This window comes from Luteimonas aquatica, assembly GCF_022662575.1.
Taxonomy (GTDB): Bacteria; Pseudomonadota; Gammaproteobacteria; order Xanthomonadales; family Xanthomonadaceae; genus Luteimonas; species Luteimonas aquatica.
The window spans coordinates 149,838-172,503 of the sequence record NZ_JALBFU010000003.1; the positions used below are offsets into that span (position 1 = coordinate 149,838).

At 70.6% G+C, this 22,666-nt stretch carries 24 protein-coding genes; 20 read left to right on the plus strand and 4 right to left on the minus strand.

The window, feature by feature from the left end:
* The first annotated feature begins 112 nt into the window (after positions 1 to 112).
* The gene (locus tag MD221_RS09470; RefSeq protein WP_242111003.1) at positions 113 to 4,285 is read left to right on the plus strand and encodes a hypothetical protein; all 4,173 of its coding nucleotides are present in this window, start codon (positions 113 to 115) and stop codon (positions 4,283 to 4,285) included.
* 164 nt (positions 4,286 to 4,449) lie between these two features.
* Here the strand turns inward: MD221_RS09470 and MD221_RS09475 are convergent, their stop codons facing one another.
* Positions 4,450 to 4,965 carry a hypothetical protein gene (locus MD221_RS09475; protein WP_242111013.1) on the minus strand — a complete coding sequence of 172 codons (516 nt, stop codon included), beginning with the start codon at positions 4,963 to 4,965 and terminating at the stop codon, positions 4,450 to 4,452.
* 70 nt (positions 4,966 to 5,035) lie between these two features.
* On the opposite strand from MD221_RS09475, the gene MD221_RS09480 reads away from it, so the two are divergent.
* On the plus strand, positions 5,036 to 5,602 hold the full coding sequence (locus tag MD221_RS09480; protein WP_242111015.1) for a hypothetical protein: 567 nt from the start codon (positions 5,036 to 5,038) through the stop codon (positions 5,600 to 5,602).
* 2 nt (positions 5,603 to 5,604) lie between these two features.
* Positions 5,605 to 6,060, plus strand: a complete 456-nt coding sequence (locus tag MD221_RS09485) for a hypothetical protein (RefSeq protein WP_242111017.1) — start codon at positions 5,605 to 5,607, stop codon at positions 6,058 to 6,060.
* A gap of 22 nt (positions 6,061 to 6,082) precedes the next feature.
* On the opposite strand, the gene MD221_RS09490 is transcribed toward MD221_RS09485, so the two are convergent.
* The 3 genes from MD221_RS09490 to MD221_RS09500 form a co-directional block, all read right to left on the minus strand.
* Positions 6,083 to 6,409 (minus strand): EF-hand domain-containing protein, encoded by a 327-nt coding sequence (locus MD221_RS09490; RefSeq protein ID WP_242111027.1) that lies wholly within the window; start codon positions 6,407 to 6,409, stop codon positions 6,083 to 6,085.
* A 44-nt stretch (positions 6,410 to 6,453) separates the two neighbouring features.
* Positions 6,454 to 7,710: a UDP-N-acetylglucosamine 1-carboxyvinyltransferase gene (murA, locus tag MD221_RS09495; protein ID WP_242111036.1), complete on the minus strand. Its 1,257-nt coding sequence runs from the start codon at positions 7,708 to 7,710 to the stop codon at positions 6,454 to 6,456.
* 145 nt (positions 7,711 to 7,855) lie between these two features.
* Positions 7,856 to 8,089: a BolA family protein gene (locus tag MD221_RS09500; protein WP_242111038.1), complete on the minus strand. Its 234-nt coding sequence runs from the start codon at positions 8,087 to 8,089 to the stop codon at positions 7,856 to 7,858.
* Positions 8,090 to 8,263: 174 nt separating this feature from the next.
* Between MD221_RS09500 and MD221_RS09505 the strand changes: the two genes are divergently transcribed.
* From MD221_RS09505 to MD221_RS09585, 17 genes are all read left to right on the plus strand, one after another.
* A complete protein-coding gene (locus MD221_RS09505; protein ID WP_242111046.1) occupies positions 8,264 to 9,262 on the plus strand; it encodes a KpsF/GutQ family sugar-phosphate isomerase in 999 nt (332 codons plus the stop codon).
* Between the two features lie 58 nt (positions 9,263 to 9,320).
* A complete protein-coding gene (locus MD221_RS09510; protein ID WP_242111048.1) occupies positions 9,321 to 9,851 on the plus strand; it encodes a KdsC family phosphatase in 531 nt (176 codons plus the stop codon).
* A complete protein-coding gene (lptC, locus tag MD221_RS09515; protein WP_242111056.1) occupies positions 9,848 to 10,408 on the plus strand; it encodes an LPS export ABC transporter periplasmic protein LptC in 561 nt (186 codons plus the stop codon). The genes MD221_RS09510 and lptC overlap by 4 nt, the downstream gene beginning before the upstream one ends.
* Positions 10,389 to 10,949 (plus strand): lipopolysaccharide transport periplasmic protein LptA, encoded by a 561-nt coding sequence (gene lptA, locus MD221_RS09520; RefSeq protein ID WP_242111058.1) that lies wholly within the window; start codon positions 10,389 to 10,391, stop codon positions 10,947 to 10,949. Before lptC ends, lptA begins: the two co-directional genes overlap by 20 nt.
* Positions 10,949 to 11,668: an LPS export ABC transporter ATP-binding protein gene (gene lptB / locus MD221_RS09525; protein ID WP_242111171.1), complete on the plus strand. Its 720-nt coding sequence runs from the start codon at positions 10,949 to 10,951 to the stop codon at positions 11,666 to 11,668. Before lptA ends, lptB begins: the two co-directional genes overlap by 1 nt.
* Before the next feature lie 168 nt (positions 11,669 to 11,836).
* Positions 11,837 to 13,288 carry an RNA polymerase factor sigma-54 gene (locus tag MD221_RS09530; RefSeq protein WP_242111181.1) on the plus strand — a complete coding sequence of 484 codons (1,452 nt, stop codon included), beginning with the start codon at positions 11,837 to 11,839 and terminating at the stop codon, positions 13,286 to 13,288.
* A 178-nt stretch (positions 13,289 to 13,466) separates the two neighbouring features.
* A complete protein-coding gene (gene hpf / locus MD221_RS09535) occupies positions 13,467 to 13,793 on the plus strand; it encodes a ribosome hibernation-promoting factor, HPF/YfiA family (protein ID WP_242111189.1) in 327 nt (108 codons plus the stop codon).
* Positions 13,794 to 13,942: 149 nt separating this feature from the next.
* A complete protein-coding gene (locus MD221_RS09540) occupies positions 13,943 to 14,398 on the plus strand; it encodes a PTS sugar transporter subunit IIA (RefSeq protein WP_242111190.1) in 456 nt (151 codons plus the stop codon).
* A gap of 19 nt (positions 14,399 to 14,417) precedes the next feature.
* Complete coding sequence (gene hprK, locus MD221_RS09545; RefSeq protein WP_242111198.1) at positions 14,418 to 15,383, plus strand: HPr(Ser) kinase/phosphatase; 966 nt, start codon at positions 14,418 to 14,420, stop codon at positions 15,381 to 15,383.
* Entirely contained in the window at positions 15,380 to 16,138 is a 759-nt protein-coding gene (locus MD221_RS09550; protein WP_242111200.1) for a hypothetical protein, read from the plus strand. The genes hprK and MD221_RS09550 overlap by 4 nt, the downstream gene beginning before the upstream one ends.
* A gap of 96 nt (positions 16,139 to 16,234) precedes the next feature.
* A complete protein-coding gene (gene rapZ / locus MD221_RS09555; protein WP_242111218.1) occupies positions 16,235 to 17,110 on the plus strand; it encodes an RNase adapter RapZ in 876 nt (291 codons plus the stop codon).
* Positions 17,111 to 17,138: 28 nt separating this feature from the next.
* A complete protein-coding gene (locus MD221_RS09560; protein WP_339328420.1) occupies positions 17,139 to 17,459 on the plus strand; it encodes a VOC family protein in 321 nt (106 codons plus the stop codon).
* Between the two features lie 102 nt (positions 17,460 to 17,561).
* Entirely contained in the window at positions 17,562 to 17,954 is a 393-nt protein-coding gene (locus tag MD221_RS09565) for a PTS sugar transporter subunit IIA (RefSeq protein WP_242111220.1), read from the plus strand.
* A 59-nt stretch (positions 17,955 to 18,013) separates the two neighbouring features.
* On the plus strand, positions 18,014 to 18,283 hold the full coding sequence (locus MD221_RS09570) for an HPr family phosphocarrier protein (protein ID WP_242111225.1): 270 nt from the start codon (positions 18,014 to 18,016) through the stop codon (positions 18,281 to 18,283).
* A 266-nt stretch (positions 18,284 to 18,549) separates the two neighbouring features.
* Positions 18,550 to 20,292, plus strand: coding sequence for a phosphoenolpyruvate--protein phosphotransferase (gene ptsP / locus MD221_RS09575; RefSeq protein ID WP_242111228.1), 1,743 nt, complete (start codon positions 18,550 to 18,552; stop codon positions 20,290 to 20,292).
* Between the two features lie 105 nt (positions 20,293 to 20,397).
* Positions 20,398 to 21,759, plus strand: coding sequence for a magnesium transporter (gene mgtE, locus MD221_RS09580; protein WP_242111232.1), 1,362 nt, complete (start codon positions 20,398 to 20,400; stop codon positions 21,757 to 21,759).
* 54 nt (positions 21,760 to 21,813) lie between these two features.
* Positions 21,814 to 22,644 (plus strand): carboxylesterase family protein, encoded by an 831-nt coding sequence (locus tag MD221_RS09585; protein WP_425602245.1) that lies wholly within the window; start codon positions 21,814 to 21,816, stop codon positions 22,642 to 22,644.
* Positions 22,645 to 22,666: the final 22 nt, after the last annotated feature.

Consider the following 22,666-nt stretch of genomic DNA (forward strand, 5'->3'; position numbering starts at 1 on the left):
TGGGGAAAACCCCAGGGTGTGATTTAGGGTCAGCCCTAGCTTGGATGGGCGTCCCGGTTTGGCGAGCATGGCGGCATCCGATGATCGGCGCCACCTTGCCAGGGAGACCGCGATGATTCCGCGCGAAGACGTCTACGTACCGCCACCGCCGCCGCCTCCGCCGCCGCCTCCCCCGCCGCCGCCCCCGCCGCCGGAGCTGGCCAAGAAGCCGCCGGAGGAAAAGAAGCAGATCGTCGACGGCATGACCGATCAGCAGGTCAAGGACTACAAGACCGAAGTCGACAAGCTTCCCAAGAGCGAGCAGCAGGACGTCGCCAACAGCCTGGCCAAGGATCTCGACGCCAAGCAGCTGGCGAAGCTGCGGCCGGCCTTCAGCGAGGCCGACAGCGGCAAGAACGCCGTCGACCAGGCGGTCGACAATTTCGGCAACGCGCAGGTCAAGGCCGACTACCCCAAGGAAGTCATCGCCAACGATCCCGCCATCAAGGGCACGCTGACCAAGCTCGGCTTCGACCAGCAGGAGATCGACAACGCCTCGGCCAAGACGCTCACCGCGCTGACCAAGGCCGCCGAATACGTCGACCAGAAGGAATACGGCAAGGCCTTCGGCGAGCTGAAGCAGCTCGCCAGCGACGGCCAGCAGGCGCTGGCGGAAAAAGCCTTCGCCGGCGTGGCCAAGCAGATCGAGAACCTGCCCGAGCCGGTGCGCGACATCCTCAGCGACGGCGCCGCGGTCAAGGAGCTGATCAACGCCGCGCCCGGCGTGGTCGACAAGCTGCTGCAGGGCGACATCCCGGGCGCGATCGGCGCGGTCGGCGACAACAAGCCGCTGCGCGACGCGGTGATCGACGCCGCGCTGAAGAATCCCGATTCCGACTTCAGCAAGGCGGTGAAGAACCTCGGCCTGGACGCGGCCAAGCTGAAGGAGGCCGGCGACGCCGCGCCCTCGCTGGTGCAGGCCGCGCAGCACGCCGCCAAGGGCGAGTGGCCCGAGGCCGGCGCGGCGCTGGCCAGCGCCGCCGAGAAGGCGCCCGAACTCGCCGCCGAAGGCATCAAGCGCATCGCCGAGAAACTGCCCGAGCCGGCCAAGTCGATCCTCGGCGACGACAAGGTCTCCGAGCAGCTGGCCAAGGCCAGCCCCGACGTGCTCAAGGCGCTGGTCGAGGGCAAGCCGGTCGAGGCGCTCAAGGGCCTGGGCGGGAACAAGGAACTGCGCGATGCGGTGATCGACGCCGCACTGAAGGACAAGGACTCCGATTTCAGCAAGCAGGTCGACAAGCTCGGCCTGTCCGCCGACGATCTGAAGAAGATCGGCGACGGCGTGCCGGACGCGATGAAGGCGATCGAGCACGCCGCCAAGGGCGAATGGAAGGAAGCGGCGCTGTCGCTGATCGACGCCACCAGCCATGCGCCGGAAGTCGCGGCCAAGGGCATCGAGAAGATCGCCTCGCACCTGCCCGAGCCGGCCAAGTCGATCATCGGCGACGCCAAGGTCTCCGAGCAGCTGGCCAAGGCCAGCCCCGAGGCGCTCAAGGCGCTGGTCAACGGCGATCCCAGCGGCGCGCTGCAGCACTTGGCGCAGGACAAGGAGTTGCGCGACGCGGTGATCGACGCCGCGCTCAAGGACAAGAACTCCGATTTCAGCAAGAAGGTCGACAAGCTCGGCCTCACCGCCGACGACCTCAAGCAGGCCGGCGACGGCCTGCCGGACGTGATGAAGGCGGTCGACCTCGCCGCCAAGGCGCAGACGCCGGAAGACTGGAAGAACGTCGGCCTGGCGCTGGCCGATGCGGCCGGCAAGGCGCCGGACGTGGTCGCCAAGGGCATCGAGGCGCTGGCCGGCAAGCTGCCCGAGGGCCTGGCCAAGACCGTCCTCACCGACCCCGCCGTCGCCAAGGAACTGGCCAAGGCCAGCCCCGAGGCGATCAAGGCCATGCTCAACGGCGATGCCGCCGCCGCGCTCAGCGCGGTGGGCGGCAACAAGCCGCTGCGCGACGCGGTGATCGACGCCGCCGTCACCGACCCCAAGGTCAAGCCGCTGCTCGAGAAGTACGGCCTGACCGCCAACGACCTTAAGCAGGCCGGCGACGCCGCCGGTCCGCTGTTCAACGCCGTCAAGTACGCCGCCGAGGGCAAGGTCAGCGAGGCGCTGGCCGAGTTCCAGAAGGTCGGCGACGCCGCGCCCGACCTGCTGCCCAAGGTCGCCAAGGCGATCTACGAGAAGCTCCCCGAAGGCACCCAGCAGAAGCTCAAGGAACTGGGCTACGGCATGGAGAACATCGGCGAGGTCGCCAAGGCCCTGCCCTCGCTGGTCAAGGCCGGCGAGGCGATGGTCAAGGGCGACTGGAAGACCGCGATCAGCGAGATCCTCAACGCCGGCGAGGCCGCGCCCACCGTCGGCAAGGAAGCGCTGCAGAAACTCGGCCAGCAGATCCCGGAAGGCAAATTCGACCTGGTCAAGAAGCTGCTCGCCGACGACAAGGTCGCCTCGGGCCTGGCCAGCGACACCGCCCTGCACGATGCCATCGACAAACTGCTCGACGGCAAGACGCTGGAGGGCGCCAGCGAGCTGCTGCACAACGACGGCATCCGCGACGCCGTGCTCGAGGTCGTCGGCAAGGATCCCGCCGTTGCCGGCGCGCTGGAAAAGGTCGGCCTGACGGCGGAGGACCTCAAGCAGGCCGGCGCCGCGGCGCCGCACCTGCTCGACGCCGGCGTGGCGCTCTCCCAGGGCAAATGGCCCGAGGCGCTCGACGCGCTGGGCAAGGTGCAGGACGCCGCGCCCGACCTGCTCGGCAAGGTCGCCGGCAAGATCTACGACGCGCTGCCGCAGCCGATCAAGGACAAGTTCGGCGAGCTGAACATCACCCGCGAGGACCTGCTCGAGGCCGGCGCCGCGCTGCCGCATTTCGTCGACGCGGTGAAGGCGCTCGGCAACCCGGACGGTCCCGACTGGCAGGGTGCGCTGCAGGCGATCGGCCAGGCGGTCGACGCCGCGCCGGGCCTGGTCACCAAGGCGATCAACGCGCTCGGCGCCAAGATTCCGGACAAGCCGGAAACCCAGCTGCTGCGCTCGATCCTCACCGACGAGAACCTGATCAAGACCCTGGTCAGCGACAAGTCGCTGCACGGCTCGCTCAAGCAGATGCTCGACGGCGACATCGCCGGCGGCCTGAAGGGCGTGGGCGACAACGAGCAGGTGATGGGCGCCCTGGCCGACGTGCTGTCCAAGGACAAGGCGCTGATGGCGCGGCTCGAGCCGCTGGGCATCAAGACCGTCGACGACCTCAAGCAGCTCGGCCCGTCGGTCGCCAACATCATCGAGATGGCCGACGCCATCAAGAGCGGAAACGTCGGCGACACGATCAAGGCCTTCGCCACCTTCGCCAAGGAACTGCCCGACGGCATCAAGCAGCAGCTGATCGACACCGTCGTCGACAAGTTCAAGCTCAAGCCGGAGATGAAGCAGCTGCTCTCGGGCGTGCTCGAGGCGGCGACCACGCCGGAAGTGGCGCAGGCGATCGGCGATGCGGTCAAGGCCTTCGCCAGCGGCAATCCGGGCGAGTTCATCAAGGCGCTCGGCAACGCCGGCAAGATCATCGCCGAGAAGACGCCGGACCTGGCGGTCACCTTCCTCAACGCGCTCAGCAAGCTGCCCGGCCCGGTCGGCGAGTTCTTCTCCGATCCCAAGCTCAACGAGGGCATCGTCAAGTCCGGTGCGCTGTCGAGCTTCTTCGACGCGGTGACCAAGGTCGCCGACGGCGACATCGGCGGCGCCATCGGCTCGCTCGGCGACGCCATCGGCAAGCTGATCAGCTACGGCGATCCGGCGCAGATCGGTCCCTTCAGCGTCGGCATCGGCCCGCTGAGCAAGGACTTCGGCCCCTACGACCTGCCCTTCGGCAAGGACTCGATCGACCTGATCGGCCGCCTGGTCACGCAGTTCGTCGAGGCGATGCCGGACAAGGTCAAGAACTTCCTCAAGGAGAAGGCGGGCGAAGCCGTCGCCAGCACCGGCCTGAAGTCGATCCCGGTGGTCGGTCCGGTGATCGGCGTGGTCGACGCCGGCAGCGACCTGATCAGCAGCATCTCCAACGGCGAGAGCGGCCTGACCATCGCCTTGAACGCCGCGGACCTGGCCATCAACGCCGCCAGCTTCTTCCCGCCGGCGCAGGCGGTGCTGACGCCGCTGAAGACCCTGCTCGGCGTGGCCAAGGGCGTCAACGCCACCGTCGAGTTCGTCAACGGCATGCAGGACTTCGGTCAGCAATTCACCGGAATGTGACCCTGCCCGCCCTGTCCTCCCTCTCCCGCCCGCGGGAGAGGGTGTTCGCATGCACGGCATGCATCGACGCGCCGCTCGCCATGCCGCCCCCGGGCGCCATGGCGATCAATGCGTCTGGAGCGTTTGCCCGGACCACCCTGCCCGGGCCGATCCGCCGGGATCGATCAGGCCAGGCCCAGGCCGCGCAGGAACGCCAGCGTGTCGGCGACGCGCTCGCCCAGCGGCGCTCCCGCCTCGAGTTCGAGCAGGCGTCCGGGCGCGAGGTATTGTCGGGTGCGTTCGTGGATGAAGCGCTTGGCTTCGGTGCGGAACATGTGGCCGTCGGCCTCGGACACGCGCGGCGCGGTGGCGCGCTTCTCCACTTCCGACCAGTCCACCACGCAGGCGTCGACGTGGTCGGCGTAGCTGAGCCAGGCCGTGCCGTACAGGCCCAGGCGCGGCTTGTCGCCGTGCAGCCGCTGCAGCGTCAGGCGGTAGTAGCCGGCGAGTTCGTCCACCGGACCGAGGACGTGGCCGGCGTTGCGCAGCAGGGCATCGAGCGTGTCCTTGTCCCGCGCCATCGCCTTGGAGATTTCCTCGTTGCTCACCGGGTGGTATCCGGCCTGGGCGAAGACGTCGTCGGCCCAGGCATCCGCGTCCAGCGGCGGGTTGTCGAGGATGATCACGATCTGATCGCTCATAACGCCCCCATTACTTTTGGATTCTCAGTATAGCCTTCAATAACGCAGCCATCTGACCCCGGAGAACAGGATGAAACTCCAATCGCTGACCCTGCTTGCCGCCGCCGTGCTCGCCTGCACGGCATGCAAGAACGATATCGAGGCCGAAGCCGCCGACGCCTCGCCGATGGCGGCGGACGCCGCGATGCCGGCCGACACGGCCGCCGGCGCGCCCGCGGCGGCAGCCGCGCCCGTGCCCCCGCCGCCGGGCGAGGCTGCGGGCACCTGGACCTACGCGGAAGAAGGCGGCAAGCGCACCGCCAGCATCGCCGGACGCGCCGGCGGCGCGCAGTTGGTTTTCAGCGACGACCCGGTCTGGGGCCGCGGCGCCTACGTCGAATTCGCCCAGGACGACATCAACTGCCCGACCGGCTGCAAGGCGCAGCTGAGCATCGACGGCGGCGCGGCCAAAACCGTGTCGGCCTCGCGCCCGGAAACGCCGCAGCCGCGCCTGGCGCTGCGCGAGCCGCTCGAGCTCTGGCAATCGATCGCGGGCGCCGGGACGCTGTCGATCGAGTATCCGTCCAAGTCCGGCACGGGCAAGGTCGAATTCGACGTCGCCGGCGCCGATGCCGGCAAGCTGCCGGGCTGGAAGTGACCATGGGCGCCTGGAGCTACGAGAGCACGCCGGTGGACGGCGGCACGCGCGTCAGCGCCGCGGTCACCAGCATGCTGCGCGTCTACCTGGACGAGAGCGGCGCGAAATTCGTGCGCCTGGTGTTCCGCGACGATCCGGTCTGGGGCTACGACGCGCATCTGGCGCTGGAAAGCGGCGATTTCGACTGCCCGACCGGCTGCAGCGTCGAGATCGCCGTCGACGGCGGGCCGCAGCGCACCGTGCTGGCCTCGCGTCCGGAAGCCTCGGCGCCGGTGCTCTCGCTGCGCGAGCCGCGCCAGCTCTGGTACGCCTTGCGCGACGCGCAATTGCTGACGGTGGATTTCCCGGCGCGCGGCAAGGGCACGCAGCGCGCCACCTTCGACGTCAGCGGCCTGGACCGCTCGCGCCTGGACTGGGACCAGCAGCCCTATGCGAAGGATTTCGGCGTGACGGCGTGATGCCGCCGCGCCGCCCGCCCGCTCAATCCTTGGGCTTTTTCCCGTCGCCGACCTCGGTGCGGCAGGAGACGCGGAAGGGCTGCTTCTCGCCCTTGCCGATCCAGTAGAAGCTGCGGCAGGTGCGCGCGCCCTGCTGCATGGTGCGCACGCCCACGGCGTAGGCCGACTGCAGCATTTCCTCGGTGCTCACGGCGCCGTCGCCGTTCCAGTCCATCTCCTCCACGCGCGTCCCCGCGCTGAAGGCCAGGCCGGCGTACCAGGCCCAGGCGGCGTAGGCGAGCAGCACTCCGCACGCGGCGAACCAGAACTTGCGGCGCCTGCCCAGTCTCGAGCGTGGATCGATCGGCATGGGATGTCCTCGGTCTGCGTGGCGAAAGGTCGGATCGGCCCGAATCAGTCGATCCGGCGGATCTGCGCGCCAAGCGCCGACAGCTTGTCCTCGATGCGCTCGTAGCCGCGATCGAGATGGTAGATGCGGTCGATGGTCGTCTCGCCCTCGGCCACCAGTCCGGCCAGGATCAGCGAGGCCGACGCGCGCAGGTCGGTCGCCATCACCGGCGCGCCGCTCAGCCGCGGCACGCCGTGCACGGTGGCGCGATGGCCTTCGATGTGGATGTCGGCGCCCAGGCGCAGCAGCTCGTTGACGTGCATGAAACGGTTCTCGAAGATCGTCTCGTCGATCACGCCGGTGCCTTCGGCGATGCAGTTCAGGGCCATGAACTGCGCCTGCATGTCGGTGGGGAAGCCCGGATGCGGCTGGGTGACGATGTCCACCGCCTTCGGCCGCCGCCCCTGCATGTCGACGGTGATGCGCTCGTCCTGCACGGCGATGTCGGCGCCGGCCTCGGCGAGCTTGGCGAGCACCGCTTCCAGCGAATCGGGATCGGCGTGCGTGGCGGTCACGCGGCCGCCGGTCATGGCCGCGGCCACCAGGAACGTGCCGGTCTCGATGCGGTCGGCGACCACGCGATGCGCGCCGCCGCCCAGGCGCTCGACGCCCTGCACCGTGATGCGGTCGCTGCCCGCGCCCTCGATGCGCGCGCCCAGCGCCACCAGGCAGGCGGCGAGGTCGACGATTTCCGGCTCGCGCGCCGCGTTCTCGATGACCGTCTCGCCCTGGGCGAGCGTGGCCGCCATCAGCGCGTTCTCGGTGGCGCCGACGCTGACGATGTCGAAGACGATGCGCGCGCCCTTCAGGCGCCTGGCGCGGGCCTTGATGAAGCCGTGCTCGAGCACGATCTCCGCGCCCAGCGCCTCCAGCGCGCGGATGTGCAGATCCACCGGACGCGATCCGATCGCGCAGCCGCCCGGCAGCGAGACCTCGGCGGCGCCGTGCTTGGCCAGCAGCGGCCCCAGCACCAGCACCGAGGCGCGCATGGTCTTGACCAGCTCGTAGGGCGCGACGTGGCTGTGCACGCTGCGCGGATCGATGCGCAGCGCAGCGCCGCCGTCGGTCTCGACGCCGGCGCCGAGCTCGCCGAGCAGGCGCAGCGTGGTCCTGACGTCGTGCAGCTGCGGCACGTTGTCCAGCGCCACCGGCGCGTCGGCCAGCAGCGCCGCGCACAGGATCGGCAGGACGGCGTTCTTGGCGCCGGAGATGGCGACTTCGCCGTGGAGCGGCTTTCCGCCGGTAACTACGATTTTCTGCATGTCCTGCCGTATCTGGATGCGGACCGCCGGGTGCCCGGCGCCGGTGTGGAGAGTGCGCAGCCGGCGCCTTCGGCACGGTCTGCCCTGCGAAGCGGGAGCGCGCCTGCCCGTTTCGTGTTCGTCTTTGCGCTCGTACCGGGCGCGATCAGGCGCCTTCTTCCTCGGGCGTGAGCGTGCGCAGGGCCAGCGCATGGATCGCGCCGCCCATCAACTCGCCCAGCGTGGCATAGACCATGCGATGCCGGGCCAGCGGCAGCTTGCCGCGGAAGGCCTCGGCGACCACGGTCGCCTCGAAATGCACCCCGTCCTCGCCCTGCACGGCCGCGCGCGCGCCCGGCAGGCCCTGTTCGATCAGATTGCGGATGGTATTGGCGTCCAAACTCGGAAAATCCAGTGCTGGCGGCCGTTTGCCGAGGCCGGCCGGGGGTTCTCGGGGTTTTCAGGCCCGGGGTTGTTGAATCGGGACCCTACCGCGGATCCGGCAACCTCGGGTTTGCGGGAGCGAATCCCTTAAAATGGGGGATTAGCCTAACGGAAAGGGCCGCACTCCGGTATGCCCGCCAACGGAACACAGCCCATCGAGGATGCCGCGCTTGCCGCCAGCGGCCGCCGCGTCTTCGAGATCGAGCAGCAAGGCCTCGCCGCCGTCGGCGCACGCATCGACGGCGCGTTCTCGGCCGCCTGCCGCCGGATGCTGGCCTGCAGCGGGCGCGTGGTCTGCCTGGGCATGGGCAAGTCGGGCCATGTCGCGCGCAAGATCGCCGCCACGCTGGCCTCCACCGGCACGCCGGCCTTCTACGTGCATCCGGGCGAGGCCGGCCATGGCGATCTGGGCATGATCACCGACGCCGACGTGGTGCTGGCGCTGTCCTATTCCGGCGAGTCCGACGAGATCCTGACGCTGCTGCCCGTGCTCAAGCGCCAGGGCAACGTGCTGATCGCGATGACCGGCCGCCCCGCCTCGTCGCTGGCGCGCGAGGCCGACGTGCATCTGGACGTCAGCGTCCCCGCGGAGGCTTGCCCGCTCGATCTGGCGCCCACCGCCAGCACCACCGCCTCGATGGCGCTGGGCGACGCGCTGGCCGTGGCGCTGCTCGACGCGCGCGCCTTCACCGCCGACGATTTCGCGCGCTCGCATCCGGCCGGCGCGCTCGGGCGGCGCCTGCTGCTGCACATCCGCGACGTGATGCACACCGGCGACGAGGTTCCGCGCGTGCGCGGCGAAGCCACCCTGGCCGAAGCGCTGATGGAGATGAGCCGCAAGCGCCTGGGCATGACCGCGGTGGTCGACGGCGAGGACCGCCTGCTCGGCCTGTACACCGACGGCGACCTGCGCCGCACGCTGGCCGATCCCGGCATCGACGTGCGCGGCGCGCGCATCGCCGACGTGATGACGCGCGCGCCAGTCACCATCGGCGCCGACGCGCTGGCCAGCGAGGCCGCGCGGCTGATGGAAACCCGTAAGATCACCATGCTGCTCGTCCTCGACGACGCCCGGCGCGTGGTCGGCGCCCTCAACATTCACGACCTGTTGCGGGCGCGCGTGGTGTAAGAGCCGCTGCGACCGCCCACCGACCGCCCTCACCGACGACTCCGCCATCGACCCCTTCGTGCCCAGCCATCCGCCCTACTCCGACGACCTGCTCGCGCGCGCCGCGAGGATTCGCCTGGCCTGTTTCGACGTCGACGGCACCCTGACCGACGGGCGCCTCTACTACGACGGCGAGGGCCGCGAACTGAAGGCCTTCCACGTGCAGGACGGCCAGGGGCTGGTGCTGCTGCGCAAGGCCGGCGTCGCCGTGGCCTTCGTCACCGCGCGGCGCGGCGCGGCTGCGGAACGGCGCGCCGCCGAACTCGGCGCCGAGGCCCATGTCGGCGTGCAGGACAAACAGGCCTGCGTGGAGGAGATCCGCGCCCGCCTCGGCCTGTCCTCCGATCAGGTCTGCTTCATGGGCGACGACCTGCCCGACCGCGTTCCCATGCAGGCCGCCGGCCTGGCGGTGGCGCCGGCCAACGCGCACGCCAGCGCGCTGGCGGTTGCGCACTGGTGCACGGCCGCGCGCGGCGGCGAAGGCGCGGCGCGCGAGCTGTGCGATCTGCTGCTGGCCGCGCGGCGCCGGGACGCCGGGGTGCCGGCATGACCTGGCGCGGCACGCTCACCCTGGTGCTGCTGGTGGCGGCCGTGATCACCGGCTGGTCGGTCTGGCAGCAGCGCGCCGAACCGACCGCGACCGTGACCGCGAGCACGCGGCCAAGCTACCTGCTGCACGATTTCGAGGTGGTCGCGCTCGACGGCGAGGGCAAGGAGTCCATGACCCTGCGCGCGCCGAAACTGGCGCAGAACGCCGACGACAGGACCATGTCGATCCAGACGCCGCTGTTCCTGCTGCCCGACAAGGACGGCCAGCGCTGGGAAGTGCGCTCGAAAACCGCCTGGGTGGCCGCCGACAACAGCGAGGTGCGCCTGCGCGGCGACGTCGTGGCCAACAGCCCGCCCGGCGCGCAGAAGCCCTCGACGCTGAAAACCGAGCAACTGAACGTTTTCCCGGACAAGAACGAGGCCACCTCCCAGGTCCTGGTCTCGGTCACCGCCCCGGGCTCTACAATGCAGGGCGTGGGGATGTGGGCCGACCTGGCCGACAAGCGCATCCGCCTCCTTTCCAAGGTACAGATGACCGATGACCCGAAGCGCCGCTAGTCTCCTTCCCGCGATCGTGGTTGCCCTGCTGCTGGCCGGTCCGGCCTGGGCGAAAAGCTCCGATCGCGAGCAGAAAATGAACGTGACCGCGAGCAGCAGCGACTGCTCGACCGGCGACGGCCCCTGCATCCTGAGCGGCAACGTTCACATCGTGCAGGGCACGCTGGACATCCAGTCGGCCAAGGCCGACCTGCGCCGTGCCGACGGCGACATCAAGAGCGTGAAGCTCAACGGCTCGCCGGTGAAGCTGAAGCAGCAGAACGATGACGGCAGCTGGATGAACGCTACCGCCGCCCAGGTCGACTACGACCTGCCCAACGACACCGTGGTCTTCAGCGGCGATGCCCATGTTGACCAGCCGGGCCGGGGCACGATGACCGGTGGCCGCATCGTCTACAACACCAAGACCGGCCAGGTGCAGAGCGGCTCGGCCGCCGGCGACAACAAGCCGGTCAGCATGACCTTCGAGCCGAAGAAGAAGTCCGCGCCCGCGGCGAGCGGCAAGACCCCCTCTCCCGCGCCGAAGCAGGACGGCAAGTAATGCTGGTCGCGAAGGGACTGCGCAAGCGCTACCGCGCCCGCGAGGTGGTCCGCGACTTCGGCCTGACCCTGGAGGCCGGCGAGGTGGTCGGTCTGCTCGGCCCCAACGGCGCCGGCAAGACCACCTGCTTCTACATGATCGTCGGGCTGGTGCCCGCCGACGCCGGCGAGATCGTGCTCGACGGCCGCGACATCACCGCCGAGCCGATGTACACCCGCGCCCGCCTGGGCGTGGGCTATCTGCCGCAGGAACCCTCGGTCTTCCGCAAGCTCACCGTGGCCGACAACATCCGTCTGGTGCTGGAGCTGCGCGAGGACCTGGCCGCGCGCGACCGCCAGCAGGAGCTGGAGAAACTGCTGGACGAGCTGCAGATCGGCCACGTCGCCGACCAGATCGGCGCCAGCCTCTCCGGCGGCGAGCGCCGCCGCGTCGAGATCGCGCGCGCCCTGGCCGCCAATCCGCGGCTGATGCTGCTCGACGAGCCCTTCGCCGGCGTCGATCCGATCTCGGTGGGCGAGATCCAGCGCATCGTCGAGCACCTCAAGCACCGCGGCATCGGCGTGCTGATCACCGACCACAACGTGCGCGAGACCTTGGGCATTTGCGACCGTGCGTATATCCTCAGCGAAGGCGGCGTGCTCGCGCAGGGGGCTCCGGACGCGCTGCTGGCCAATCCCGATGTGCGCCGGGTCTACTTGGGGGAATCGTTCCGCCTGTAGACGGGGAGCGCGATCGGCGGATGCCGTCCCGGCAACTGCCGCGCCCTCCGAACGCCCGGTCACGGAAGGACCGGCCGTGGCTCCGAACGCAGGTCGGCTCGCGCCAGGGATGGGCATGCGCGCAACGGCCGGACGGCGGGACCACGGGCAACGCAACGTGGGACCCCGATGAAGCCTCGCCTCCAGACATCGCTCAGCCAACAGCTCGTCCTGACGCCGCAACTGCGCCAGGCCCTGCATCTGCTGCAACTGTCCGCCCTCGAGCTGGAGGCCGAGATCAATTCGGCGGTGGAAAGCAATCCGCTGCTGGACTGGGAGGAGCCCGAGCCGCTGCAGGTGGCCGCCGCCCCGGACGCCGCCGCCCGGCCCGCGGGCAACGACGAGGGCGCGGCCGGCGCCGACGCGCAGCGCTGGGAACAGGAGCACGAGGACTGGCAGGAGCACGGCTGGCAGAACCACAACTGGCAGGAACAGCCTGACGGGCAATGGGCGGGGCGCGAGGACGACAATCCCGCCGAACGCATCGTGCAGACCGACGACCTGCGCGACCACCTGGCCTGGCAGCTGCGCCTGACCCAGCTCTCGGCCCGCGACGTCGGCATCGGCCTGGCCCTGATCGACGCCATCGACGACGACGGCTATCTGCGCGAACCGCTCTCGGCCATCGCCGAGACGCTGCGCCCGGACATGGTCTGCAGCGAGGACGAGATCCTCGTGGTGCTGCACCAGATCCAGCGCTTCGACCCCTCCGGCGTGGGCGCGCGCGACCTGGGCGAGTGCCTGTCGCTGCAGCTCGCCCTGCTGCCCGACGACACCCCGGGCAAGGCCCTGGCGCGGCGCCTGGCCGTCGGCCCGATCGACCGCCTGCCCCGCATCGGCCTGGCCGGCGTCGCCGCCGAGCTCGACTGCGACCCGGAGCAGGCCGCCCTGGCCCTGCAGCTGCTGCGCACCCTCGATCCGCGGCCCGGCGCCCAGGTCGGCGCCCTGCCCAACGACACCTACGTCACCCCGGACTGCGTCATCCACCGCCACCAGGGCATCTGGCGGGTCGGTCTGGCCGACGAGCGCCAGCCGCGGCTGACCATCCACCAGGGCTACGAGCAGATGATCCGCCACGCCGGCGCCAGCGATGCCGGCTACCTGCGCGGCCGCCTGCAGGAGGCGCGCTGGCTGCTGAAGAACCTGCACCAGCGCGGCGAGACCCTGCTCAAGGTCGTGCAGTGCCTGGTGCGCCAGCAGTCGGGCTTCCTGGAATTCGGGCCGCAGGCCCTGCGCCCGCTGACCCTGCGCGAGGTGGCGGCCGAGATCGGCCTGCACGAATCCACCGTGTCGCGCGCGGTGGCGCGCAAGTACGTGCGCACGCCGCGCGGCACCCTGCCGCTGCGCGCCTTCTTCGCCTCGGGCATCGACACCGGCGGCGGCGGCGAGACCTCCAGCATCGCCATCCAGGACATGATCAAGCGCCTGATCGAGGCCGAGAATCCGGGCAAACCGCATTCCGACGCCCGCCTGGCCGAGATGCTCAAGGCGGCCGGCGTGCCGGTGGCGCGGCGCACGGTGGCCAAGTACCGGGAGGCGCTGCACATCCCCTCCTCCCACGAACGGGTGCGCCTGGACTAGCGTCCGGATCGGCGCGCCGGGCGCCTGCGAACATGACGGACACCTGTCCGGCCGCGCGCCGCGGAGCCGGCACGAGCGACCCTTCCCCCCTTTCGCGGGCTGCGTTAACCTGCTTTTAGCCACCGCCGCCGCAGATGGCGCGATGCTGGCAGCCGTCCCAGTCGAGAAGGAGAAGCGGATGCGTATCGAGACCCACGGTCAGCAAATCGAAGTCACTCCCGCATTGCGCGATTACGTCGAGACCAAGCTGCAGCGCCTCTCCCGCCACTTCGACCAGCCCTTCGACGTCCGGACCCAGCTCAGCCTCGACAAGCCGAACCACTGCGCCGAAGCCACCGTCAACCTGGCCGGCAAGACCCTGCACGCCGACGCCAACGCCGTCGACATGTATGCGGCGATCGACCTGCTCGCCGACAAGCTCGACCGCCTGCTGATGAAGCACAAGAGCAAGATCGTCGACCATCACCGCGGCGAGAACGCCGCGCGCAACGGCGACTTCGCCTGACCGCAAGGGGCCGCGCCCAGCCGGCGCCCGCGGGCATCGGCCGCGGCCCCGGACGCCGGCTTCCGCGGGCGCAAGGCGGCCCGGAGCCGGGCACGCCGCGCAGGCACGGCCATCGCGCCTCACCGCCCCACTCCGCAGACCGCATCCCGATGCCGCTCACCGCCCTGCTCGCGCCCGAGCGCATTGCCCTGCTCGCCGATCCGTGCGACCGCGACAGCGTCCTCGACGCCGCCGCGCGCCTGCTGTCCGACGCCTCGCCGGCGCTCGCCCCGGGCATCGCCCGCGCGCTGCGCGAGCGCGAACGGCAGTGCTGCACCGCGATCGGCTGCGGCGTCGCCATCCCGCATGCGCGCGGCGACGCCTTCGACGCGCCGCGCGGCGCCTTCCTGCGGCTCGGCCACGCCGTGGATTTCGGCAACGGCGCGTCGCCGGTCGACCTGGTGTTCGCGCTCGGCGTGCCCGAGCATTCGCCGGAGCTGCACTTGCAGGCGCTGTCGGAACTGGCCGATCATTTTTCCGATGCGCGCTTCCGGCAGGCCCTGCGCGAGGCGCGCGACCGCCCCGCCCTGTGCGGGCTCCTGCTCGGAGACGCGCAGTCCCCATGACCTCCTTCCCGGCACAGCGATGAACGCCAGCCTCAGTGCACGCGACCTGTTCGACCAGCTCCGCGATCGCCTCGGCCTGCGCCAGCTGGCCGGGCAGCGCGGCGACTCGCGCGTGCTCGAAGCGGTGGAGACGGTGGCCCGGCGCCCGTCGCTGGCCGGCTATCTCAACATCATCTATCCCAACAAGGTGCAGATCCTGGGCACCGAGGAGCTGGCCTGGCTCGACGGCCTGGACTCGCGCCTGCGCTGGGAGACGATCGAAAAGCTCATGCAGTACCGGCCGCTGGCGCTGGTGATCAGCAAGGACCAGATCTGTCCGGAGGACCTGCGCCGCGCCGCCGAGGAGTCCGACACGCCGCTGTGGACCTCGCCCAAGCGCGGCCACGAGCTGCTCAACCACATCCAGTACTACCTGGCCCGCGAACTGGCGCCGCGCGTGACCCTGCACGGCGTGTTCATGGAGATCTATTCCATCGGCGTGCTGATCACCGGCGAGTCGGGCTCGGGCAAGAGCGAGCTGGCGCTGGAACTGGTCACGCGCGGGCATCGCCTGGTCGCCGACGACGCGCCCGAATTCACCCAGATCGCGCCCGACGTGCTCGACGGCACCTGCCCGGAGCTGCTGCAGGACCTGCTGGAGCTGCGCGGGCTGGGCGTGCTCAACATCCGCCAGATGTTCGGCGACACCGCCGTGAAGCGGAACAAGTACCTGCGCCTGATCGTGCACCTGAGCCGGCCCAACACCGAGCCCGGCACCGAGAGCGACGGCATGCACCGGCTCACCGGCGATCTCGGCGTGCGCCAGGTGCTCGACCTCGACGTGCCCATGATCACCCTGCCGGTGATGCCCGGCCGCAACCTCGCCGTGCTGACCGAGGCGGCCACGCGCACCCACATCCTGCGCGCCAAGGGCGTGGATCCGGCCGCGGCGTTCATGGCGCGGCATTCGCACTTCCTCGAGCGCGGCGACCGCGACGGCTCGTGACGCCGCGGGACGCCGATCGCCCCGGATTCGGCATCGCGCCGCCGCACGCGTTCGGCGCGCTGGCGGCGGCGATTGCCGCCGCGCTGCTGCTGTCGGCCTGCCCGCAATCCCTGGACGCCGCGCGAACGCCGGCCGCGGGCCCGCCCGTCGCGCGCGCGCCCGCGGACCAGGACGGACGGCCGCATACCCCGACCCCGGACGGCTACCCGGAACTCGCGCCGGCGGAAATGGGCCGGCGCTTCCTGCAATTGATCGACGGCCTGGAATGGTTCAACGACCTGTCGTCATCGCGAGTGGCCGCCGCGATGCGCCTGCCGCCCTTCGCCTCCTCCTCGTCCGGCATCGGCAGCTTCGTCATGCTGCTGCCGGACTCGGGCTGGTACTACTCGATCCAGTTCTCCGACGATCCCGGCAGTCCCAATCCGCTGGCCGCCGACCGCTCGGTCGCCTACGAATTCGACAACCGCGACGCCCATGCCGACATGGGGCCGGTCTGCGAGCCGGATTTCGACGCCTATGTCGACGGCTTGCGGCGCGGCGGCTTCGCGCGGATGCCGGCGTCCTATGCCGTCGAGAACGGCTATCCGCCGCAATACGCCTATTACGCGCGCAAGGACGTGCTGGTGAAGCTCCTGCCGCGGCCGCAGGCGCATGCTCCCGGCAGCGGCGGCCGCGCCTGCGTCGAACGCATCGAGGTCCGCCGCGAGCCGGGGTTCTGCGCCATCGCGCCATGCGGGCCCGGGTCATCTGGCTGACTTGAACTCGGCGGAAGCATTGCGGCATCCTTGCACGCACGGCCCGCCAGGCCATCCCCGGAAAACGGGCGCGCAACCGGCGCCTCCAGCCGCTTCATGGACATCTCGCCCCCTCCCGTGCTCCTCATCGTCAGCGGCATGTCCGGCAGCGGCAAGTCGGTGGCGCTGCACACCCTCGAGGACCTGGATTTCTACTGCGCCGACAACCTGCCGCCGGAGCTGCTGCCGGATTTCATCGAGCGCGTCGCGCGCGACCACGGCGCTCCGCAGCGCATGGCGGTCGGCATCGACGTGCGCAACCGCCAGAGCAACCTGGACAACATTCCACAGTGGCTGTCCGCGGTGGGCGCGCTCGGCCTCGACCCGAAGCTGGTGTTCTTCGACACCCGCGACGAGGTGCTGCTCAAGCGCTACGCCGACACCCGTCGCCGCCATCCGCTGAGCCAGCGCGGCCTGGCGCTGGGCGATGCGATCGCGCTGGAGCGGCAGATCCTCAAGCCGCTGCGCGCCCTGGCCGACGTCATCATCGACACCAGCGACCTCAACGTGCACCAGCTGCGCCGGCGCATGCGCTACGAGCTCGACCTGGAGCGCGATCTGCCGCTGTCGCTGCTGTTCGAGTCCTTCGCCTACCGCCGCGGCGTGCCGCCGGACGCGGACTTCCTGTTCGACGCGCGCATGCTGCCCAACCCGCACTGGGACGCGCGGCTGCGGCCGCTGTCCGGGCGCGACGCCGGCGTGCGCGAGTACCTGGAGACGCAGCCGGAGGTCAACGAGTACATCGCCCAGATCACCGGCCTGCTCGACACCTGGCTGCCGCGCATGCACTCCAGCACCCGCAGCTACGTCACCGTCGCCTTCGGCTGCACCGGCGGTCGCCACCGCTCGGTCTACCTGGCCGAGAAGCTGGCCGAGCACGCGCGCGCGGCCGGCTGGGCCGACGTGTCCACCTACCACCGCGAACTCGAGTGAGCGCGCGGTTCCGCCCGGGACCGACATCATGCAGAACCTGCGCGCCCTGGCGCTCAAGGCCTTCGTTCCGGCCAGGGACTTCGCCGCGTCGGAGGCCTTCTATGCCGACCTCGGCTTCGTCCCCGGAGTCGATGCCGGCGATCTCGTCCATTTCCGGCTCGGCGAAGTCGGCTTCCTGCTGCAGGACTTCTACGGCGAAGCCTTCGCCGCAACCTGGTCATGCATCTGCTGGTCGAAAACGCCGACGCATGGCACGGCAGGATCCTGCACGCGGACATCCCGGCGAGGTACGGCGTGGCCGTCTCGGAGATCGAGCAACGGCCGTGGGGCATGCGGGATTTCAGGCTGACCGACCCGTCCGGCGTTCTCTGGCGCATCGCCCGAAACGGCGCGTGAGCCGGATCGGCGCACCGGCTACCGGCCTGCCATGCATGTCTGTTAAGTTGATCCCATGGCCGTCGGCATCCTCCTCGTCACCCATCAGGGCATCGGCACCGCGCTGCTGGCGGTGGCGACGGCGCTGCTGCGCAACCTGCCGCTGAAGGTCGAGGCGTTCGAGGTGCCCTTCGACGGGGATCCCGACGCGCTGCTGCCCCAGGCCAGCGCCGCGCTGCGGCGCGCCGACGGCGGCGACGGGGTGCTGGTGCTGACCGACCTGTACGGCGCCACGCCCAGCAACCTGGCCGCGAAGCTGGCGCGCCTGGGCACGCCGGTGCGGCGGGTCTCGGCGTTGAACCTGCCGATGCTGCTGCGCGTGCTGAACTACCCCGAGCTTCCGCTCGACGAACTGCCCGCGGTCGCCGCCGCCGGCGCCCGCAACGGCGTGGTCCATGACGATGCCTAGCACAAGGATGCGTACACGATGCCGCGCCACGCCACGCCACACGAGAGACAGGCACTGAGATGATCGAACGCGAACTGATCGTGTCCAACAAGCTCGGCCTGCACGCCCGCGCCACCGCCAAGCTGGTGCAGGTGCTGTCCGGCCACCGCTGCAGCGCCACGCTCACGGCCAAGGGCCGCGAGGTGAACGCCAAGAGCATCATGGGCGTGATGCTGCTGGCGGCCGGCTTCGGCACGCCGGTGGTGCTGCGCGTGGAGGGCGAGGACGAGGCCGCCGCGGTGGACGCGGTGGCGGCGCTGTTCGACAGGCGTTTCGACGAGGAGGGTTAGAACCTGCCATGGCGCTCGCATCGCCCGCGTTGTCCCGGAATGGCCGCCAGATCGTGCCGCGCGGCGCAGTGTCCTGCTGCCCGCAAGGCCAGGCCCAGAGGCGCCGCACGGCGGCCATTCCGGGACAACCCGATGGGCCGCGGCCGTGCGCGCGCGGGGCTGCGTCATCACTCGCTCGTGGATCGGCATCCACTCCCTCACTCTTCCTTGTCCCGCACGCGCACGACCGCGGCGCAGGCCATGCGAGCGCCATGGGCAGGCTCTGAATGCGGCAAGTCCTCCTCGGCCACGGCGCGTCGCGAGGCAATGCCCTGGGCCGGGCGCGCGTGCGGCTTCCGCACGCGCTGGAGGTGGCCGAGGAGCACATCGCCGCCGATGCCGTCGAGGCCGAGATCGAGCGGCTGCACGAAGCCATCGTGGTGGTGCAGGCGGAAATGCAGGCCACCCGGCAGCGCCTGCACGGCGCGCTCGCCCACGAGGTCGGCGAGTTCCTCGACATGCACGCCCTGCTGCTCGACGACCCCGAGCTGCTGCAGGGCCTGGACACCCTGATCCGCCAGGGGCGCTACAGCGCCGACTACGCCCTGCGCCTGCAGCGCGACCGCCTGGCCAGCGTGTTCGAGGCCATGGACGATGCCTACCTGCGCAGCCGCATCGACGACATCGACCACGTCATCGGCCGGCTGCACGCCGCGCTGCATCGCCGCGACGCCGACTTGCAGGGCGTCGCCGGCGAGATCCTGGTCACCGACAACGTCGCGCCGTCGGAACTGGTGCAGTTGCAGGCCCAGGGCGTGCTGGCGATCGTTACCGCCGCCGGCAGCACGCTCTCGCACAGCGCGATCCTGGCGCGCAGCCTGCACCTGCCGCTGGTGGTGGGCGCGGCGCAGGCGCTGCAGACGGTCAACGACGGCGACGTGCTGGTGGTCGACGGCGGCAGCGGCCAGCTGGTGGTCGAACCCGGCGCCGACGACCTGCGCGCGCACCGCCAGCGCCTGCGCGAGGAGAAGCGCGAGCGCAAGCAGCTGTACCGGCTGCGGCGCGAGCCCTCGCGCACGCTGGACGGCGCCGACATCAAGCTCTACGCCAACGCCGAATCGCGCGAGGACGTGGCCGAGGCGCATGCGCTCGGCGCCGCCGGCGTGGGCCTGTACCGCACCGAGTTCCTGTTCCTGCAGCGCAGCGAGCTGCCGGACGAGGAGGAGCAGTTCCGCGCCTACCGCGACGTCGCGATCGGCATGACCGGGCGCGCCGTCACCATCCGCACCCTCGATGTCGGCGCCGACAAGGCCGACCGGACCGGCCTGGCGCTGACCAACGAGCCCAACCCCGCGCTCGGCGTGCGCGGCGTGCGCCTGTCGCTGGCGCGGCGCGACGTGTTCGAGACCCAGCTGCGCGCGATCCTGCGCGCCTCCGGCTACGGCGCGGTGCGCATCCTGGTGCCGATGGTCACCACCCGCGAGGAGATGCTGGCGGTGAAGCGGCTGATCCAGCGCGCGGGCGAGCAGCTGCGCCGGGAAGGCCACGAGATCGCCGAACGCGTCCCGCTCGGCGCCATGATCGAGGTGCCGGCGGCCGCGATCGCCCTGCCCTCGCTCATCGGCACCGTCGATTTCATCTCGATCGGCACCAACGACCTGGTGCAGTACCTGCTCGCCACCGACCGCGGCAACGAGGCGCTGGCCGAACTGCACACGCCCATGCACCCGGCGGTGCTGCGCCTGCTCTCCGACGTGATCCGCATCGCCAGGCGGCGCGGCAAGCCCGTGGCCGTGTGCGGCGAAATGGCCGGCGATCCGCTGTTCACGCCGCTGCTGCTGGCGCTGGGGCTGGAGGAGTTCAGCCTGCACCCGGGCACGCTGCTGGAAGTGCGCCGCGCGATCCGCGCCTACGACCTCGCCGGCCTGCGCGCGGGCGCGCGGGCGCTGCTGCGGGCGCGCGACCGGGACGCGATCGAGGACTGGCTGCGCGCGGCCAATACCGGCGGCGGCGGCGCGCCGCCGCGCTGAGCCGGCGCCCAGGGTAGGCATCGCGCGGCGCGCGGGCGATAATGCGGCCATGAACGCCTGAACCTGTCGCGCCCGCGTGCCGCGACGCCGCCACGGAAGTATCGAATGGCCGAAGCCGTCCGCCACGACAAAACCGCGCGCCAGCTGCGCCTGCTCTCGGATGCGCTCGACAGCGGCCGCCTCGGCCCGGTGCGGCGGCTGGTCAATACCCTGGCCCCGGCGGAAATCGGCAACCTCCTCGAATCCCTGCCCCCCGGCAAGCGCGAGATCGTCTGGGGCCTGGTCGATCCGGAGGACGACGGCGAGGTGCTGGTGCACGTCGGCGACGAGGTGCGCGAAAGCCTGATCGCGGACATGGACCCGGACGAGATCGTCGCCGCGGTCGAGGACCTGGACATCGACGACCTCGCCGACCTGGTCGAGGACCTGCCGGACACGGTCATCGACGAGGTGCTCAAGTCGATGGACCGCGAGAACCGCGAGCGCCTGGAACAGGTGCTGTCCTACGAGGAGGACACCGCCGGCCGCCTGATGAACCCGGACGTGGTGACGGTGCGCGCCGACACCACCGTGGACGTCGTGCTGCGCTACCTGCGCCTGCGCGGCGAGCTGCCCGAGCATACCGACCACCTGTACGTGGTCAGCCGCCGCCACCAGTACCTGGGGCGCATCGCGCTGCAGTCGCTGCTCACCCACGAGAGCAACACGCCGATCAACACCCTGGTCGACGACGAGCAGCCGGCCATCGACGTCGGCGAATCGGCCGAGGAAGTGGCCCGGCAGTTCTCCGACCACGACTGGATCAGCGCCCCGGTGGTGGACGAGAACAACATCCTGCTCGGCCGCATCACCATCGACGACGTGGTCGACATCATCCGCGAACAGGCCGAGCACCAGGCGTTCTCCGCCGCCGGCCTGGACGAGGACGAGGACATGTTCAGCCCGGTGCGCCGGGCCTTTCGCCGCCGCCTGATCTGGCTCGGCGTGAATCTCGGCACCGCGTTCCTGGCCGCCAGCGTGGTCGGGCGCTTCGAGCACACCATCGAGAAGATCGTGGCGCTGGCCGTGCTGATGCCGATCGTCGCCGGCATGGGCGGCAACGCCGGCACCCAGGTGCTGGCGCTGATGGTGCGCGGCCTCGCGCTCGGGCAGATCGGCCGCTCCAACGCCACCACCCTGCTCTGGAAGGAGATCCGCGTCGCCCTGATCAACGGCATCACCCTCGGCGTGCTGCTGGGGAGCATCGTCTTCCTCTGGTACCGCGACTTCTCGCTGTCGCTGGTGATCGCCAGCGCGCTGACCATCAACCTGTGCTCGGCCGCGCTGGGCGGCGTGCTGGTGCCGATCACGCTCAAGCGCATGGGCTTCGACCCGGCGCTGGCCGGCGGCGTGATCCTCACCACCATCACCGACGTGATGGGCTTCCTGAGCTTCCTGGGCCTGGCGACGCTGATCCTGCTGCGCTGAATCTCGCGGATCACCCCCTGATGGACCTCCCCCGCCGCACCGATGAGGCATGCCATGCAATTCCCAAGCGCCCGTGCGCGCGCCATCGCGTCCCTGCTGTCACTCGTCCTGCTCGCCCTTCTGCTCGGCGCTTGCCGTCACGGCACCATGCGGACTGACCGGGACCAGGCCGCGGAAGGCCGATTCCTTGTGCGCGAGGTCACCGTGAACGGCGCGACCCGCCGCTACCAGGTGTTCGTGCCGTCGCGGCGCGCCGGCGGCGCGCAGCCGCCGGTCATCCTGTTCCTGCACGGCTCGGGCGAACGCGGCGACGACGGGCTCAGGCAGACGCAGTCGGGCCTCGGCCCCTACGTGCGCGCGCATGCCGACGCCTTCCCCGCGATCGTGGTGTTCCCGCAGGTGCCCGAGGACGAGGAGTGGTACGGCGGCAGCGCGGCCGTCGCCCTGGCCGCGCTCGACGCGGCGAGCGTTGAATTCGGCGGCGACCGCGACCGCACCTACCTCACCGGCCTGTCGATGGGCGGCTACGGCACCTGGGAACTCGCGCTGCGCGCGCCGGGACGCTTCGCCGCGCTGGTCCCGATCTGCGGCGGCATCACGCGCGTGCACGACGCCCGCGCCCTGTTCGTCACCCAGGTGGCCGACGACCCGGATCCGTTCGCCACCGTCGCCGGACGCCTGCGCCAGATCCCGGTCTGGATCTTCCACGGCGGCGCCGACGACGTCGTGCCGCCCGAGGACGACCGCAAGCTGATCGCCGCCTTTCGCGCCGCCCGGGCCCGCGACGCGCGGCATACCGAACTGCCCGGCGTGGGCCACAACGCCTGGGACCCGGCCTACGCGACCCCGGCGCTCTGGGACTGGCTGTTCGCGCAGCGCCGCTAACTCCATACCTATCCGTATGGTA